Raw genomic sequence first — 16,852 nt, 5'->3', positions numbered from 1 at the left:
ATTAGTGTATATGCATGTTTCCTGATATTGGCTGCCTCGTACAAAAGCTATTATTGTACCTGGTGTGTTAAAAAATATTAGTAGCAATAGTAATTTGAATTAGTAGCGGTACTAATTTAAATTACTACCGCAGGTAAATATTAAGGGATAGGGGAGGTTTTTATCTTAGTATCAAAATATATGTTAAATAGTTATTATGTGTTCATTTTTGTTTGTTTTATATTTTGTTTTTAGAAATATATGTTTTTATATTTGTAGAAATTATTTATATGAAAACTGCTTTATCGTTTAAGCAAAGCAAAAAGTAAAGATAAAATGGGTGCTTCGTTAAAAGACATAGCAAAAAAGCTGAATATTTCGATAACGACCGTTTCGTGGGTGTTGTCGGATCAAGGTACCCAGAAAAGGATAAGCAAAGCTACTCAGGATAAGATATGGCAGTGTGCCAAAGAATTGAATTACCGTCCTAATTTATTAGCTCGCGGATTGAATACGGGGATGACCGGCACTATCGGTTTAATCTTGCCTTCTATCTCCGACTCCTTCTATTCACAAGTGGCCAAAGCTATTGAGCTGGAAGCTGAAAACTATGGTTATACATTGATGATAGGCAGTTCGGAGTCGGAACTGGAACGGGAAAACCGGATTATTCAAATGTTTAAGTCAAAACAGATAGACGGTTTGATTATTGCTCCTACAAAGTATTCAAAAGCGGAGATTAAGTTGTTATGTGAGGAATCTTACCCTTTCGTCCTGTTTGACCGCTATTTTGAAGATATGGAAACGAACTATATTCTTATTAATAACGAAGAGTGTAGTTATGAGTTGGTACATCGGTTAATCTTGGATGGAAATAGGAAAATAGCGATTTTGTTGACCAACCCGCACCTGAAGATTATGGAAATGCGTCTTAACGGTTATAAGAGGGCATTAGATGAAGCGGGAATAGCATTCGATCCGGATTTGTGTGGAATCGTCGAGTTTGCAGATTTTGAAGAGAATATAGGTGCTGTTTTAGATAATATATTGGAAAAGAGACCGGATATAGACAGCATATTTTTCGTGACTCATGTTTTGGCAATGGATACGTTCTCCCATTTCCAGAAACGGCAAATTAATTTGAGGGATTTGGATATGGCTTGCATACATGAGATACCTGCTTTCCATTTGTTAGTTCCCCATATGAAGATAGCAAAAATGCCGGTTATGGAAATCGGCAGAAATGCTGTTCGCATATTACATCAAAATATCGTGAGCAAAAGAGAAATGACCCCTGTGGAAAAGGAAGCATTGGTTTTAAAATGCGATATTCCTTAGCAGGAACATTTTTTTACTCGATTTGCTTTAACGTTTAAGCAAGAACAGTCGACTGGTTATATAATAGTTGTTTTATTAAAATTTAGTTAGCCTATGAATGGAGAAAGGAGCAAAGCATGCCCTCTTAAACGGAGAGCATAGGTAAAATCAGTTACAATCAATCAATAATTAACTTTATTATTATGAGAAATATCTTTATATGCTCAGGGTGGTCCGGTGAGCAAAAAATTAAAATGATAAAATGGTTTATCATCACTTCTCTTTTCGGTTTTCCGCTGATAAGTGCCAGGATTCTGAAAGCAGAAAATATCAAAAATTCGAGTCATTTGGTTTCTCAGCATTCAGAGAGAGAAATTTCAGGAAAAATAGTGGATTCTTCAGGCATTCCAGTAATTGGAGTGAATATTATGGTAAAGGGTACGACCATAGGAACAATCTCGGATGTAGACGGGAAGTTTGTGCTGAATGTGCCTCAAAATGCGGTTTTGGTTTTTTCCTATATAGGCTATAAAGAGCTTGAAATGCCTGTAGGAGAGAAAAGTATATTAAATGTAACATTGCATGAAAATACGGAAGAGATAGACGAAGTGGTGGTGGTCGGATATGGCACGCAGCGTAAATCGGATGTGATCGGTGCTATCAGTGTGACATCGGCAGAGGAACTATTGTCTACACCGTCATTTAATGCATTACAGGGTTTGAAAGGTAAAGCCGCCGGTGTTTCTATCTTTAATGGCACCAGTAATCCGCTGGGGCAGGATGGTAATTCGTCGAGGGTTGTTATCCGTGGTATGAATTCCATCAATACCAATACAGACCCGCTGTATGTTGTGGATGGTGTTCAGATGAGCGAGATACAGTATATTAATCCGAATGATATAGAGCGGATGGAGGTATTGAAAGATGCGTCTGCCACTGCCATCTACGGAGCCCGTGGAGCGAATGGGGTTATTCTTATCACAACCAAACGGGGGAATACAGGGCAGAAAGGGCTGACTGTATCTTATAACGGTTATGTAAGTATGGCGACTATGGCAAGAAAGATGGACGTGATGAATGCGGAAGAGTTTCTAAAGGTTGAAGATATCGCCTTTGCCAATTTGAGCAAGTATCCGCAAGGCCAGGCCTTTTTGGAAAGCCAGGGAGTGAAAGAATATTTTGTTGACAGGTCCGATCCGCTTATTTTCGATGCAAACGGAAATCCTCTTTACGACACGGACTGGCAGGATGTGGGAACCCGTAATGCTATATCCCATAGCCATCAGTTGAATATCCAGCAACAGAACCAAAATTCATCCGTCGGTGCATTCTTTAATTATACAGACCAGCAGGGGTTGCTTCACAACAACTATGCTAAACGTATCAGTGCAAAGTTTACTTATGATACAAAGCCCAGGGAATGGTTCGAGCTGAATTCGAACTTGATGGTAAACCATATGTGGGGAAACACGGTAGATGATACGGGAGGCGGACAGACGGCTCGTAGAACCATGTGGGAAATGCCTCCGATTTTGCCGGTAAAATTTCCTGACGGTTCATATTCCAGCACCCAGTATCCGGGAAGTAAGTTGAATTTAGGTTTGGAAGGCATGAGTAATCCGCTGCAAGAACTTCTGGAAAGAAAAAAAGGACGTTACCGTACGAAGTTATTTGGTAATGTGGCTGTTGTTTTCCATTTGGCAGACGGGCTGTCTTTACGCTCGCAGATTGGTGTGGATGCAAACTTCAGGCAGGATAAGAATTATTCCCCGAATAATTTGGTGGGAATTTCAAGTAGAGGTGAGGCCAGCTTCTATAATGCCCAATGGTTGTATTGGCAGGAAGAAACTTATTTGAATTATAACAAACTGCTAAAAGACAAACATCGTATCAATGCGACATTAGGTGCCAGTTGGTCCAAAGATACGAAGGAACATAACCAAACAGGGAATGTTTACGATTTCGATACGAATTATTATGGATATGATAATTTGGGCGCAGGAAAAACACCCTCGGCTCCGGCTTCCGGCTATAGTTCCTGGACGATGAATTCTTATTTTGCACGTGCCAGTTATACGTACAACGACAAGTATTTGATGACAGCCACTATGCGTATTGACGGTTCTTCCCGTTTCGGTAAGAATAATAAATATGGATATTTCCCTTCTGCCGGTTTAGGGTGGGTGATTAGTAATGAAGATTTTTTCCGTGTAAAATGGATCAATAATCTGAAAGTAAGAGCCAGTTACGGACGTACGGGTAATACGGAAATCGATCCTTATAAAACGTTGTCGACTATGGCTTCCGGTACTACTTTGATTAATGGAGGCCGTGAAGTGACCAGCGAAATATCCCGTATGCCGAATCCGGACCTGGAATGGGAGAAGACCGACCAGTTTGATGCCGGCTTTAACCTGGGAATGTTCGACAACCGTATTAATTTAGAATTTGACTTCTACCTGAAACGGACGAAAGATTTGCTTTTGGATAAGCCTATTCCATTCACCAGCGGTTTCTCGAGTGTTTGGGATAACATCGGAGAAGTGGAAAATAAGGGAGTCGACTTTATGCTGAATACAGTCAATATCGAGAATAAAGATTTCAGATGGGAAAGTACTTTAAATTTCAATTACAATAAAAATACCATATTAAAATTAGGAGACAATAATGAAGACATCATTATGGGACCGGATATCCAGGGGGGTAACACCATATTGCGTGTCGGAGAATCATTAGGCTCTTTCTACGGATATGTGCGTTATGGTACATGGGGAACGGATGAAGCAGAAGAAGCCGCAAAGGTAAATGCCATTCCGGGAGAAGCAAAACGTTCGTCCGAAAGATATATTATCGGTAATGGAATGCCGAAGTGGACAGGCAGCTTTATCAATAAGTTCTACTATAAAAACTGGGATTTTACGTTGGATTTACAGTTTGTCGGAGGTGTCGATGTTTGGCAGCAGTTTACCCACACCATGGAAGACCGTACCGGTATTGCAAATGGCTTGAAGTCGATTCTGTATGATTCCTGGACGGAGCAAAACCAAAATACGATGGTGCAGCAAATCCGCCAGCAGAGTTATGCCGGCCAGAATACGATGGCAGACTCCCACTGGGTATGTAACGGTTCTTATCTAAGAGGAAACCTGATACAGTTAGGTTATACATTCAACAATACGTTGATGAAGAAACTGAAAACAAGGTCCCTCAGAGTCTATTTCAGTGTCAATAATGCATTTGTAATCTGTTCGAAAGACTTTAAAGGGTATGATCCCGAGGGTACGACCTATAACGACAAGTTCTCCCAGAATATCATGTCCTTCGAATATCCGTCGGCCCGTACATATACGTTAGGTGTTAATTTTATGTTTTAAATTATTGAAATACTATTATTATGAAAATTAATATTGGATTATTTACGATAGTAGCTTCTGTTTTCCTGGCATCATGTACTTCTTTTCTGGAAGAAAACCCCAGAAGTGAAAGGGATTCGGAAAACTTTTTCCAGGATGCTACGGATGCGTACAGCATAGTGAACCGGTTATATAAAAAGGGAGTTCCCGAAAGATATAACCACAGTGTATGGGCAGGAACTCATATGATGGACGGCGGATACTTGTCCGGCTTGTTCGACAATACGTATAAAGGACAGGAAGTTTGGATTACCCACAGCCAGACCTTGACCTTGGACCCGACTGTGGATAATAACCATTTGCAGACCATGTGGCAAAGTTCGTATGAAGCGATCATCAGGACTGCCAATTTCGCTATCAATAACATTCCGGAATGTCCCGGTTTGAGTGAAGCTGAAAGAAACCGGTTGATTGGTGAGGCCAAGTTCTTCCGTGCTTTGAATTATTTTTATCTGGTAAAGGCTTTTGGTGCTGTACCTATTGTAACGACCACCTATACGACCATTGATGATTTGTATGTGAAGCGGTCTACGGAACAGAAGGTCTATGACTTCATTGTAAAGGATTTGACAGAAGCATTATCGATGGGGTTGGCAGACAAATCTTTCCCGGAAAATGGGTTCCGTATTTCCAAAGGTTCCGTTTTGGCCCTGTTGGCAGATGTCTACCTGAATATGGCAGGTTATCCGATTAAAGACGAATCCAAGTATGCGCTGGCAGCGGAAGCCGCAGAGTCTTTGATAAATAATGCAAATTATGAATTAATCCAACATAAGGATAAGGGGGAAAACAGCGCTTATAATATTTTACGTACATCAGATAATGAGAAAGAGTATTTGTATACGATAGAATATGAAGCCGGGATATATGAAGGTGGCAGCCGTCCGATGTGTTGTTTCCCGAATGTGGCGGCCTCATGGGGCGAGTTTAAATGGTCGGATTGCAACAATGCTTACCAACCGGACCCTCTCTTGTTAAGCCTTTATGACGAGTCGGATGATTTGCGTTTCCAGGATCACCAGTATTTCCATCGTTCCTATAAGCAGAGAAAAGGAACGCAGGAACTGAGAGAGTTTGGAAAACCGCTTCCTTATTTCTGGTGGGAGGAAGAAGCAGCTTTGGTTACCGGTGTCTCAGTAAAAGACCAAGTCCATTACCGGTTGGCTGAAATGTATCTGATAGCAGCAGAAGCGTTAGTTCGGGCAAATAACCGTGTCACGGCAGAAGCGATTGACTATCTTGCAACCATAAAAGCCCGGGCATCCATAAATAAGGACAAATCTACGATTGTATCCGAATTGGCAATGAGTAATTATTCGGTGGAACAGTTTGTACAGGAAGTCTGGAAAGAGAAAATCCGCGAGTTCATTTTTGAAATGAAAATATGGAACGATATTACCCGTACAAGAAAATATCCGGCATTGAAAAGCGGGGAATTTAATTTTGTTGATTTGATAGGTGCATCCAATCCTTACGGGCATGTATTCAATGAGGATAATATTTATTTCCCGATTTGCTCGCAGGAGATGCAAAGAAATCCATTGTTGTCAGAAGAACCGGAATAAGTTGATTCGTTAATAATAAAATCTTATTTATCATGAAAAATAAAGAGAAATTGTCAAGGAGAGAATTCCTGAATCGTTCGGCATTAGGTATAGCGGCGGTGTCATTGACCCCTTTTACCTCCATATTGGGTACTGATTCGGTATCGGCTTGGAAAGGGGATGTCTCCAAGTATAAATTCAGAATGATAGGTCACGGACACATCGACCCCGTTTGGTTGTGGAGATGGACAGAAGGTGTATCTGTTGTTCATAGTACGTTCCGGTCTGCATTAGACCGGATGAAGGAGAATCCGGGAATGGTGTTTACCTGTAGTTCCGCCCAGTTTTATAAGTGGGTAGCGGAGAATGACCCCGAAATGTTGCGCGAGGTCAGACAACGGATAAAAGAAGGACGCTGGGAGGTTGTTGGCGGCTGGTGGGTTGAACCGGATGTGAATATGCCCAGTGGGGAAGCGATGGTACGCCAGGGACTTTATGGCCAGATGACTTTGGAAAAACTTGTAGGCAAACGGGCAACCGTTGCTTATAATCCCGACTCTTTCGGACATGCCGGAACGATGCCTCAGATTTTGAAAAAGCAGGGATTGGATAATTATGTATTCATGCGCCCCGGTCCTCATGAAAAGGATATTCCTTCCGACCTCTTCTGGTGGGAAAGTGCGGATGGTTCACGTGTTTTAGCTTATCGTATCCAGGATAGTTATAATGACGACAATCAGGTAAGGTCGCGTATCGAGTCTATTTTGAATAAGGCGCCTAAACAGCCGATGCAATCATTCATGGCATTTTATGGAGTGGGCGACCATGGAGGCGGACCGACAAAAGCAAACCTGAAATCGATAGAAGAGTTGAAGAAAGAAGACGGAGCTCCTCTTATCGTTTATGGAAGAACGAATGACTATTTTGATGAAGCCCGAAAAGACAAATCCTTGAAACTGCCTGTTGTAAAAGATGATTTACAACATCATGCAGTCGGTTGTTATACGGCAGACTGGGTTATAAAGAAAGGTAACCGCCACTCTGAAGACGCTCTCGTTTCAACAGAGAAATTGTGTGCTGTCGGCGGACGTGTCTGGGGGGCAAATTATCCGAAATCTTTGTTCACGGAATCCTGGGAGCGCTTGCTGTTCTTCCAGTTCCATGATAGCCTTGCCGGTTCGTCATTGGCATCCCATACTAAAGACGCTTCCGATTGTTACGGACGAATTTTAGACACGGCAAACGAAGTGGCCACGATGGCTATTCAAAAGCTGGAATGGCAAATACCTTCGGAAGATCCGGGTTCGGAATATTTGGTCATCTTTAATCCGCATGCGTGGGAAATCACAACCAATATCCATTACGATTTCGGTTGGTGGGGCAAGCCCGAAACCACATTGGTTACCGATGAACTGGAAAATTCCATACCTCATCAATGGGTAATCGGGGAATCCCAATGCGGCAACCGCCAGGGATTGGTTGCAACAGTAACGCTTCCGCCTATGGGATACCGCCAGATACGTATCCGGAAAGGAGAGTCTTATAAAGTTACCAGACCGGCAACGGCAGAAGGCAATACGTTGGAAAACGAATTTTATAAAGTAACTGTTTTCAGTGACGGAAGCATCGGTATTTTTGATAAAGAAGTAGGAAAGGATATATTCTCCGGTAGGGGCAAGGGCTGTAAAGCTGTTGTTATCGATGATAAGAGTGATGCCTGGAGCCACGATATCAAAACATTCGACGATGAAATAGGATACTTCCGGAATGCCAATATTAAGGTTTTGGAAAATGGCCCGGTAAGAGCTTCCATACGTGTCATTTCATACTGGGGCGACTCGACCTTAACCATGGATTGGTCTTTGACTTCCGGTTCGCGTGATATAAATGCACAAGTCGTATTAGACTGGCATGAACGTTTGAAAATGTTGAAGTTCTCATTTCCAATGGCACTTTCTTCTTCTGTTTCTACCTATGAGGCGCCTTACGGCTCGATTGTCAGGGAAACGAACGGATATGAAAACCCCGGACTGCGTTGGATCGACTTAAGCGGTAGTCTCGGAGGCAGGACTTACGGTCTGGCTGTGTTGAATGATGCGAAGTACGGTTATGACGTAAAAGATACGGATATGCGAATCTCTATTGCAAGGTCTGCCGTTTATGCCCACCATAATCCTAAAAAGCTGGATTTGGAAAATGAATATTACTGGATGGACCAGGGACGTCAGACATTCAGAATGACCTTGTTGCCCCATAAAGGCGACTGGCGTGAAGCAAATGTCCCGAGAAAAGCGGAAGAGTTCCTGTCCAGGCCTGTAATGATTTATCAGGGGATTCATCCGGGCAAGTTAAGTAAATCCGCTTCGTTCCTGAATATAGATGTTCCGAATGTGAATATTACTTCCATCAAAGAAGCTGAAAAGGGAGACGACTTGATTATCCGCTGTGTGGAAACGTTAGGTCGGGCAACATCCGCAAAAATTAATTTCACTTACGATAATTTTGAATGGAAAGGCGATTTTATCCCGAATGAAATCAAGACGTTGCGGTACAGTCCCAAACGGAAATCGATTAAGGAAGTAAACCTTTTAGAAGAATAGCATGGATAATTCAGGATGTTTACAATCAACATCCAAAGGCATATTACCAGTCCTCATGGCGTTTTACGTCATGGGATTTGGTGATATCGTTGGAGTTGCTACAAGTTATACCCAGTTGGAGTTCGGGTTAAGCAATACGTTGACCCAGATACTAACCATGTTGGCATTCGTCTGGTTTGCGTTGCTGTCCGTACCGATTAGTATATTCCAGGACAGGAAAGGGAAAAAATATACGGCCAACTGGGGGATTGTGTGTATTGGTATCGGGATGTTAATACCTATAGTTTGCTATACCTATTATGGCATGCTGGCCTCTTTCACATTCCTGGGGATAGGAAATACGATCATTCAGGTTTCGGCAAATCCTTTAATGCAGGATGTCTCTGCTCCGGATAAATTATCCAGGAATTTAACAATCTCTCAATTCGTTAAAGCCATAGCAGGGATGTTAGGTCCTTTCATCGCTGCTTCTTGCGCTATTTATTTTGATAATTGGTCCATCGTCTATTGGATTTACTTACTGGTTTGTTTGATAACCATATTCTGGTTGTACGTAACGCCTATTAAAGAATCCTCGAATACGGGAACCGCAAGTATTTCCAGTTCTTTAAGCCTATTGAAAGATAAACGGATTTTATTGGTTGTGTTGGGGACATTCTTGATGGTGGGATTCGATGTCGGGATGAATACGAATATCGTAAAGTATCTGCGCAGTTCGTATCAGGTGTCACAGGAGGAAGGAAGCATTGGGATTAGTATTTATTTTTCAGCTTTGATGGTCGGACGTTTTTTCAGTGCGATTATTTTGAATAAATTTAGGACGAATATTGTCCTGGTCAGTTGTGCAATATTATCTATATGTTCTTTTATAATGATGTTTTTTGCTCCTAATTATCTTACCGGACAGATTGCTATTTTTCTTGTAGGATTATTCTCGGCTTCAATATTTCCATTGGTCTTTTCTATTGGCCTTCAATACATCCCGGAGCGGGCAAATGAGTTATCCGGATTGATGATTATGAGTGTTTGCGGAGGAGGAATAATACCCCCTATAATTGGATTGGTAAGCGATTTGTGGAGCTTTATGCCGGCCTTCTTTTTATATGGTGTGTCTTTATTCTATGTATTGTTTTTTTCATTAAAAGTATCGAGGTATGAATAAATATGTCATAGGTTTGGATATTGGCGGTACAAAGTGTGCTGTTGCATTGGGAGAGATAATAGGAAATGAAATTAAGGTAATCCATAAGGTTTGTTTCCGGACAGAAGTATTGAAAGGGGTGGAATATACCATGCAGAAGATATACGAAGCGATAGATGCTGTTTTGGATAAAGGCTTGCCTATTTCCGCCATAGGTATCAGTTGCGGAGGTCCGTTGGATAGCCGGAAAGGGATTATTATGTCTCCTCCCAATCTGCCGGGATGGAATCATATCCCCATAAAAGAGTTGTTCGAAAAACGGTATAATATTCCAACAGGTATACAAAATGACGCGAATGCCTGTGCCCTGGCTGAATGGCAATACGGTGCAGGCAGGGGGTATAGTAATGTTATATTCCTGACTTTCGGTACAGGTATGGGAGCCGGATTGATTTTGAATGGCCAACTGTATACCGGAACAAATGATATGGCAGGCGAGGTCGGGCATATCCGGCTATGTGAATTAGGACCTGTCGGTTATGGAAAAGCCGGTTCTTTCGAAGGCTTTTGCAGTGGGGGCGGAATCGCACAGTTTGCCCGGACGAAAGTGTTGGAGCAAATACAGAGCGGTTTGGATGTTTCTTTCTGTAAAACATTGAACGAACTGGATACGGTAGATGCTAAAACCGTAGCGGAAGCGGCACAGCAGGGAGATGCCTTGGCAATTGATATTTATAAAGATTGCGGTACCTATTTAGGTAAGGCGCTTTCCATACTGATTGATGTATTGAATCCGGAAGTGATTATCCTGGGAAGTATTTATAACCGCGTGCAACCTTTGCTCGAACCTACGATGAGGCTTGAGATAGAGAAAGAATCCCAGCGGTATTCCCGCTCGGTCTGCCGGGTGGTTCCTTCCGGGTTAGGCGATAGCATAGGAGATGTTGCTGCTTTATCCGTAGCTTCCAACTTATTATAAAGAAGAGCCTATGAATGATGCAGCATATAATGAGTTAGCCCTTCTTATTAAACATTATCCGGAATTGGAAAGCTGTAAAGATGATATCATCGCTTCTTTCCATATGATAACGGATTGTTATAAATCTGGCGGCTTAATAATGATTTGCGGAAATGGGGGGAGTGCGGCAGACTCCTCCCATATCGTAGGCGAGTTGATGAAAGGTTTCAAAAAGAAAAGAGCTTTGACAACAAAACAGAGACATGCGATTGAAACTTTTTATCCGGGGGAAGGCGCGGAGCTTGCCGATTCCTTGCAGCGTGCGATTCCTGCGATTTCGTTGGTAGAGCAATCCGCTTTATCTTCCGCATTCATTAATGATGTGAATCCGGAAATGGTCTATGCACAGCAGGTTTTCGGATATGGGAAAGCCGGGGATGTCTTGATGGGATTATCTACATCCGGCAATTCGCAAAATGTGGTGAATGCTTGTAAGGTAGCAAAAACTTTGGGCGTAAAGACCATCGCTTTTACAGGAAGGGAAGGAGGATGCCTGTCGGATATTTGCGATATCACGCTTCGTGCTCCGGCTACAGAAGTATACAGGGTACAGGAATATCATTTGCCGATATATCATGCCCTTTGCGCCATGTTGGAAGCGGAGTTGATGGACGACGATTCATAGCGTATTGTTTTTAAGTGGAACTTAAGGATTGGTTGAATGTGTCAAAAAGCTATTACTGGACGCTGATGACGCAGAACACGCAGATTTACGCAGATTATTTATTGAAAAAATATGGTCTGCGTAAATCTGCGCTTAGTCTGCGAATTCTGCGTTCCCTAATATAGACTTTTGGCACATTCCCTTTTTTTATTGCCCCGGTTGGAAGAAACCGGTATGGGGTAATTTTTCTTTTGTAATCGAATTGTAATATCTATTTCACGTAGCTGAAACAACATTTGCCGTCCTTTGCTGAAAAATAAATATATTTGTAATGCACATTAAACATGGAAACTATGGATACACCGAGAATACTTGTTGTGGATGATGAAGAGGATTTGTGTGAAATCCTTAAATTCAATCTTGAAATAGAAGGGTATGAAGTGGATACGGCTTTCAGTGCGGAAGAGGCATTGAAACTGAATCTGCCTGCTTACCAGTTATTGCTGTTGGATGTGATGATGGGGGAAATATCCGGTTTCAAGATGGCAAGCATGTTACGGAAAAATGAAAGTACCGCCCACATTCCGATTATATTCCTGACGGCAAAAGATACGGAAAATGATATGCTGACCGGTTTTAACCTGGGTGCGGACGATTATATCTCCAAGCCATTCTCCATCCGCCAGGTAGTAGCGCGTGTTAAGGCCGTATTGAGAAGAACGACCGATAAAGATAAATCGCAGGAAGGTGAATTGCTGGTATATGAAACACTTGTACTGGATGCCAAGCGCATTAAAGCGACGGTAGACGGGAAAGAAGTGCCCCTTACCAAAAAGGAATTTGAAATCCTGAAACTCCTGCTTGAAAATAAAGGAAATGTATTTTCCCGCGAAGAAATATTGGCACGCATCTGGAAAGATGAAGTCTACGTGCTGGACCGTACTATCGATGTAAATATCACTCGCCTGCGGAAGAAGATAGGGGATTATGGTAAGAATATCGTAACCCGTTTGGGTTTTGGTTATTGTTTTGAAAGTTAACAGATAAAGAGTCAGGGAAGATGGAGATTGAAGCAGAAACAAGAAACCGGGTACCGTTCAGCCAACGGTTGTTCTGGTCTATTTTTGCGATGTTTCTCGGGTTTACGCTTTGTTTTCTGTTGTTTCAGTATCAACGGGAGAGGGAGTTTGCACAGGAGAAGCTGGATAGTGTATTGAGCAATTACAACTACCAGCTATACCGGCGTATCAAACAGGATAAAAATGTTGATGCAGTCGTCCATGAGTTTATTTATGATATTCCACAAAAAGACCTGCGCGTTACGATTATAAACCCGGATGGAGATGTGTTGTTTGATAATAGCGGGGCGGAAGAATTTAATAACCATAATAACCGTAGCGAAGTACGCAAAGCCCGTTTATATAATAGCGGCTTTGCCATCCGTTCGTCCAACTCTACCGGTAAACGGTATTTTTATTCCGCAACGAATATCGGAGGGTATATCTATCGTTCGGCATTGCCGTGGGACCCTTATACACAGCGTGTGCTGACGGTGAATAAGGACTTTATCTATTTCCTGGCATTGATGACGATTATCTTCTTCTTCGTCCTTTCACGCTTTACCTTCAGTATCGGGCGTACGATTTCCAAATTGCGCGACTTTGCCCTGAATATTAAAAACGGCCGTATCCCTAAAAGCGAATACCTCTTTCCGAATGACGAGTTGGGTGATATCTCCAAGAATATAATATCCTTGTACCATCTCCAGCAGAAAGCAAAAGACGAACTGTCTATGGAGCGTGAAAAGCTTATCAAGCATTTCCAGTATTCCAAGGAAGGTTTTGCCATGTTCACGGCGGAAGGAAAGGAAATACTTTCGAATATCCTTTTCGTCCAGTTTCTGAATGTAATATCCGATACGCAAATCCGCCAGTCGGAAGATGCCATAGAAGTGAATGAACTGGAACCTATCCGCCAGTTCCTGGCTAAGAACATACCGAATCAGAACCGCAAACGGAAAGTTATGCGCGAATCTGTCACCATAGATAAAAACGGGAAAATATACCTGATAGAATGTATCCTGTTCCTCGATAACAGCTATGAGTTATCCATCAACGATATTTCCCGGCAGGAGGAGGAAAGCCGGATGAAACGCCAGCTTACCCAGAATGTGGCACACGAACTGAAAACCCCGGTAAGCAGTATCCAGGGCTATCTGGAAACAATCCTGAGCAATCCGGATCTGAAGGAGGATAAACGCCAGTTCTTCCTCGAACGCTGCTATTCGCAGAGCACACGCCTGACCGGTCTGTTGCGCGACATATCCGTTCTGAACCGCCTGGATGAGGCTTCCGAAATGTTCGACCTTTCCGATGTGAACATAACCCGGTTGGTTACGGAGATAGAAAAGGAATGTTCAAAAGAAATGGAAGAGAAGAAGATTACTTCAGAGTTGATATTACCGGATAACCCGGTTATATACGGAAACTACTCTCTTTTATATTCTATCTTCCGGAATCTGTATGATAATTCCATTGCTTATGCCGGGGAAGGCGTAAAGATTACAGTCAATTGCTATAAAGAAGACCCGAAATTCTATTATTTCAGTTTTTCAGATAACGGGGTCGGTGTTTCCGAAGAGCATATCAACCGTATCTTCGAACGTTTCTACCGGGTAGATAAAGGACGCAGCCGCAAAGTGGGCGGAACCGGATTGGGACTATCCATCGTCAAGAACGGCGTCAATTTCCATAAAGGGCAGATTACGGCTAAAAGCAGTATCGGGAAAGGAATGACGTTCTTTTTTACCTTGAAGAAAAAAATATAGGAATTTCCTGATTGGCTCTTAAAAAACATCCGGGTTTGCCGGAGGAAGATGCTTCTTACCTGGAATAACTTGGAAAACGGCTTTTTTAACCTCTATGGCGGCATACCGTCCGTATATAATTCTTCTCCTTATGGATACGGGTTTCAAAAACATAGTTATCCGCTTGTTCCGATAGCCGCTTCAAATCCGTATGGATACCCGCTCCGGTCAGTTTAAGCAAGCTTTCCTTTTGTGTCCATAGTGCAATGAAAGCAATATCCGGTTCAGGGGAAGAAAGCAGCATATCGTATTCCTGCCTGCTGCATACGAAAGCCGCTACATCCGGGTCGAAAGGACGGATTTCTTCTATATCGATGCCAACAGGATATCTGTCGATTATGCAAACTACCGCCCGTTTGCAATGGCTGATGTTGAAGTGGATATCCGGATAGGCGGGAAGGAACGGTTTGCCGCCGGGCATATATTCGAAAACGGGGTTATCCGTTATTCCATATTCCTCTCTTAATCCCTGTTTCAGCAACAGGTATCCTTTGACGCAGAGTTTGCGGTCGATTTCAAACCTGTACTTTAATGCGGTTTCCCTCCGCTGGGGAGAGATTTGTTCCAGGGCGGCAGCCAACTCTTCCGTACCGAATGTTTCCAGTGTGTCGAACAGGTAGACCATCTTTCTGCAAAAGGTTTAATAAGGGATTCTGGCGAATACCCTGTTTTGGTTGAACAGGTATTTATATTCCAAATCCCGGCAGATGTCTTTAACTATCAGCAAGCCTAACCCTTCCTGCTTGTCGTACCGGATGGGATTGAAAGGAATGCCGTCGTCGGTTATGCAGATGTTTATTTGCTTCTCCCGGATATGGATACGGATATCGATGTAGTGCTTCTTTTTGTCGGAATAGCCATGTTGGATAACGTTCAACACAAGCTCTTCACTGCATAATTTTACTTTGTTGGCGACAGGGCTGTCTATCTTGTTTTGTTTCAGGAATGCCTCTACGGACGAAAGAAGTTCTTCGAAATCATCCTTATCCCTGCTGATGGAGAAGTCCAGCAACCGGTCTTGCCTGCTCTCCGGAAGAAGTGTCAACGGAGCTACAGATTTGTCTTTCTTGCGGATGAAACAGGTAATGGCAACGACTATCAGGAATACGGCAACCTCGCCGGCAAGAAACGATTCCCAAACCAATCCGGGCGCAACACGGGCGAATACGTACATAAAGGGAATAATTGCCAACGACTGGATGGTAGATATGAATATCGCCAGCTTATGCCGTTTGGTCAACTGATAGACCGCCATTAGCAAATAAGTGATACCGAAGAGCAGGAAGCTGACGGATACGACCCGTATGGCTTTCTTGGCTTCTTCTATAATCGACGGGTCTTCCAATCCGAACAGATAGGCAATAGGGCCCGGGACAATCAGGATAATCAGACAGACCACCGACAATACTTGCAGAAGCACTCTCAAGGCTTTGTTTACAGCAATCCGTACGCCCTGGTAATCTTCCAGCCCAATCAGCAGGGAACCTACCGGCTGCAAGGTTTGTACCGTCCCGCTGATAAACATATTGACCAGCCTCAGCAAATTGAAACAGATGGCAAGGATACTGACCGCCATTGCTCCCAGGTAAAACAATACAATATGGTTGATGCACAGCAAGCGTACCGTCATAAAGACGGAACCCAATGCCATCGGCAGCCCCATGACGATGGCATCGGATACGGATATTCCTTTAAAGGTGAAAACATACCGGAGCATATGCCGCTCTTTTCTGAAATGGATGAGCGCAATCAGGATGCCGGTCAGAAAACCGATTGCCGTAGCAATAGACGAACCGGCTATTCCCCAATGGCAATATTTGATAAGTATAATATCCAGCCCCAGATTGACAACATTGGCAACGATCAGGGCAATGGAGGTCAAGCGAGGGGAACCGTCCGTGCGTACAAAGACTCCCAATCCGGGAAGCAGTAAATAGACCGGAGCCGTAAGCAGCATCACCTGCACATAATCCCGCACCATCGGATACAGTTCGGCATTGGTACAGAGGGCGGCTGTTACTTCGTCCAAAAAGAATATGCCGGCAAGAGAAAACAATACACCTAACACCAGGTCGCAGGTGATGGCAAAAGAAAAGTACCGTTCCGCCTGCCGGATATCCCCTTTGCCTATGGCTGTGGCAGTAAGCATGGCAGTCCCCGTGTTTACCAGCAGGTGAAAGGTGACATAAAACTGGGAAAGGGGCGATGCCAGATTGACTGCCGACAATCCTAACGGACCCATCAGGTGGCTGACGATGATGCCGTCGACCACCAAACCTAATGTAGTAGCTACCGTTGCCAGAATAGACGCAATCAGGTACGATTTAAAAACCTTATGTATCAGATACGGATTTCGGGTTTGCATGGATA

General features: G+C 43.1%; 11 protein-coding genes. 9 read left to right on the top strand and 2 right to left on the bottom strand.

Annotation, left to right across the window (positions count from 1 at the left end; all coding sequences use genetic code 11):
• Positions 1-315: 315 nt before the first annotated feature.
• The 9 genes from ACGE0T_RS09840 (at position 316) to ACGE0T_RS09800 (ending at position 14,443) form a co-directional block, all read left to right on the top strand.
• Positions 316-1,317: a LacI family DNA-binding transcriptional regulator gene (locus ACGE0T_RS09840; protein WP_459190287.1), complete on the top strand. Its 1,002-nt coding sequence runs from the start codon at positions 316-318 to the stop codon at positions 1,315-1,317.
• A gap of 233 nt (positions 1,318-1,550) precedes the next feature.
• Positions 1,551-4,670: a SusC/RagA family TonB-linked outer membrane protein gene (locus ACGE0T_RS09835; protein WP_459190286.1), complete on the top strand. Its 3,120-nt coding sequence runs from the start codon at positions 1,551-1,553 to the stop codon at positions 4,668-4,670.
• Positions 4,671-4,690: 20 nt separating this feature from the next.
• Positions 4,691-6,274 (top strand): RagB/SusD family nutrient uptake outer membrane protein, encoded by a 1,584-nt coding sequence (locus tag ACGE0T_RS09830; RefSeq protein WP_459190285.1) that lies wholly within the window; start codon positions 4,691-4,693, stop codon positions 6,272-6,274.
• Positions 6,275-6,306: 32 nt separating this feature from the next.
• Positions 6,307-8,853, top strand: a complete 2,547-nt coding sequence (locus ACGE0T_RS09825; protein ID WP_459190284.1) for an alpha-mannosidase — start codon at positions 6,307-6,309, stop codon at positions 8,851-8,853.
• A gap of 55 nt (positions 8,854-8,908) precedes the next feature.
• Positions 8,909-10,015 (top strand): MFS transporter, encoded by a 1,107-nt coding sequence (locus tag ACGE0T_RS09820; RefSeq protein ID WP_459190283.1) that lies wholly within the window; start codon positions 8,909-8,911, stop codon positions 10,013-10,015.
• On the top strand, positions 10,008-10,973 hold the full coding sequence (locus ACGE0T_RS09815; protein WP_459190282.1) for an ROK family protein: 966 nt from the start codon (positions 10,008-10,010) through the stop codon (positions 10,971-10,973). The genes ACGE0T_RS09820 and ACGE0T_RS09815 overlap by 8 nt, the downstream gene beginning before the upstream one ends.
• 10 nt (positions 10,974-10,983) lie before the next feature.
• Entirely contained in the window at positions 10,984-11,637 is a 654-nt protein-coding gene (locus ACGE0T_RS09810; RefSeq protein ID WP_459190281.1) for a D-sedoheptulose-7-phosphate isomerase, read from the top strand.
• 332 nt (positions 11,638-11,969) lie between these two features.
• Positions 11,970-12,656: a response regulator transcription factor gene (locus ACGE0T_RS09805; RefSeq protein ID WP_459190280.1), complete on the top strand. Its 687-nt coding sequence runs from the start codon at positions 11,970-11,972 to the stop codon at positions 12,654-12,656.
• A 20-nt stretch (positions 12,657-12,676) separates the two neighbouring features.
• A complete protein-coding gene (locus tag ACGE0T_RS09800) occupies positions 12,677-14,443 on the top strand; it encodes a sensor histidine kinase (protein ID WP_459190279.1) in 1,767 nt (588 codons plus the stop codon).
• 85 nt (positions 14,444-14,528) lie between these two features.
• Here ACGE0T_RS09800 and ACGE0T_RS09795 read toward each other — a convergent pair whose 3' ends face one another.
• Positions 14,529-15,107, bottom strand: a complete 579-nt coding sequence (locus tag ACGE0T_RS09795; RefSeq protein ID WP_459190278.1) for a 4'-phosphopantetheinyl transferase family protein — start codon at positions 15,105-15,107, stop codon at positions 14,529-14,531.
• A gap of 15 nt (positions 15,108-15,122) precedes the next feature.
• Complete coding sequence (locus ACGE0T_RS09790; protein ID WP_459190277.1) at positions 15,123-16,847, bottom strand: MATE family efflux transporter; 1,725 nt, start codon at positions 16,845-16,847, stop codon at positions 15,123-15,125.
• Positions 16,848-16,852: the final 5 nt, after the last annotated feature.

Source organism: Parabacteroides sp. APC149_11_2_Y6, assembly GCF_054506995.1.
Note: the sequence above shows the minus strand (reverse complement) of the source record. Positions and strands in the feature narration are given on the sequence as shown.

What these genes read in the sequence shown, in the direction of transcription:
- ACGE0T_RS09840 (WP_459190287.1), top strand. Translation starts at nt 316, where the DNA reads ATGGGTGCTTCGTTAAAAGACATAGCAAAAAAGCTGAATATTTCGATA.
- ACGE0T_RS09835 (WP_459190286.1), top strand. Translation starts at nt 1,551, where the DNA reads ATGATAAAATGGTTTATCATCACTTCTCTTTTCGGTTTTCCGCTGATA.
- ACGE0T_RS09830 (WP_459190285.1), top strand. Translation starts at nt 4,691, where the DNA reads ATGAAAATTAATATTGGATTATTTACGATAGTAGCTTCTGTTTTCCTG.
- ACGE0T_RS09825 (WP_459190284.1), top strand. Translation starts at nt 6,307, where the DNA reads ATGAAAAATAAAGAGAAATTGTCAAGGAGAGAATTCCTGAATCGTTCG.
- ACGE0T_RS09820 (WP_459190283.1), top strand. Translation starts at nt 8,909, where the DNA reads ATGGCGTTTTACGTCATGGGATTTGGTGATATCGTTGGAGTTGCTACA.
- ACGE0T_RS09815 (WP_459190282.1), top strand. Translation starts at nt 10,008, where the DNA reads ATGAATAAATATGTCATAGGTTTGGATATTGGCGGTACAAAGTGTGCT.
- ACGE0T_RS09810 (WP_459190281.1), top strand. Translation starts at nt 10,984, where the DNA reads ATGAATGATGCAGCATATAATGAGTTAGCCCTTCTTATTAAACATTAT.
- ACGE0T_RS09805 (WP_459190280.1), top strand. Translation starts at nt 11,970, where the DNA reads ATGGATACACCGAGAATACTTGTTGTGGATGATGAAGAGGATTTGTGT.
- ACGE0T_RS09800 (WP_459190279.1), top strand. Translation starts at nt 12,677, where the DNA reads ATGGAGATTGAAGCAGAAACAAGAAACCGGGTACCGTTCAGCCAACGG.
- ACGE0T_RS09795 (WP_459190278.1), bottom strand. Translation starts at nt 15,107, where the DNA reads ATGGTCTACCTGTTCGACACACTGGAAACATTCGGTACGGAAGAGTTG.
- ACGE0T_RS09790 (WP_459190277.1), bottom strand. Translation starts at nt 16,847, where the DNA reads ATGCAAACCCGAAATCCGTATCTGATACATAAGGTTTTTAAATCGTAC.